At 31.9% G+C, this 636-nt stretch carries 1 protein-coding gene and 1 pseudogene; one reads left to right on the top strand and one right to left on the bottom strand.

All coding sequences use genetic code 11. From position 1 onward, the window contains the following. On the top strand, nucleotides 1–319 hold a 319-nt coding region (locus NL42_RS18845), incomplete at its 5' end, for a ParB N-terminal domain-containing protein (protein ID WP_461313911.1). Nucleotides 320–342: 23 nt separating this feature from the next. Here NL42_RS18845 and NL42_RS18840 read toward each other — a convergent pair. Then, a pseudogene (locus NL42_RS18840) lies at nucleotides 343–636 on the bottom strand (hypothetical protein); the annotation flags it as partial.

The raw sequence follows: 636 nt of genomic DNA, 5'->3' as shown, positions 1-636 counted from the left end.
TAATTTAGTAGCTTTGACTAGAGATTTTAAAGTAAAAGAAATTTTACTATCAGAAATAAAAGAATTAGATGAACCGTATTGGTATCCGGATTCTTATCCCACTACTCAAGATATCATTGATCATATGATATTAATTCAAAAAGCAGATTTGTCTTATCCAATAATACTATGTTCTCAGGGGAGAATAATGGATGGTATGCATAGGGTAGGGAAAGCAAAAATTTTAGGTAAGGTTAAAATACGTGCTGTACAATTTGATAAAGACCCTCAACCAGATTATATCAATGTTGATGAGGGCGATCTGAACTACGATGATTAATTATAAATAATTGCAAATATGAATCAGTGGCAATCGGGACTGTAAGGAATAGCATCTAAACGTTTTTGAAAAACACTTGGATTCAATATATTTTCATACATCTGTTGATATGTTCGTTTATGATCTTCAATGTGATGATAGTCAACGATTTCTTGAAGCTTATCTTTATATTCTATATGACCCGCATGAAACATCGCTGCATAATGGCCCCACAGTGCATATTGATATCGTATGGCTGCCTTTGGAATTAAATTTATTTCGTTTAAATAGCTATGAGCCGTTTTTTCATAACATTCTTTTATTTCATGAGCATCTTT

The sequence above is a fragment of the Acinetobacter sp. GN11 genome (assembly GCF_054823985.1).
Note: the sequence above shows the minus strand (reverse complement) of the source record. Positions and strands in the feature narration are given on the sequence as shown.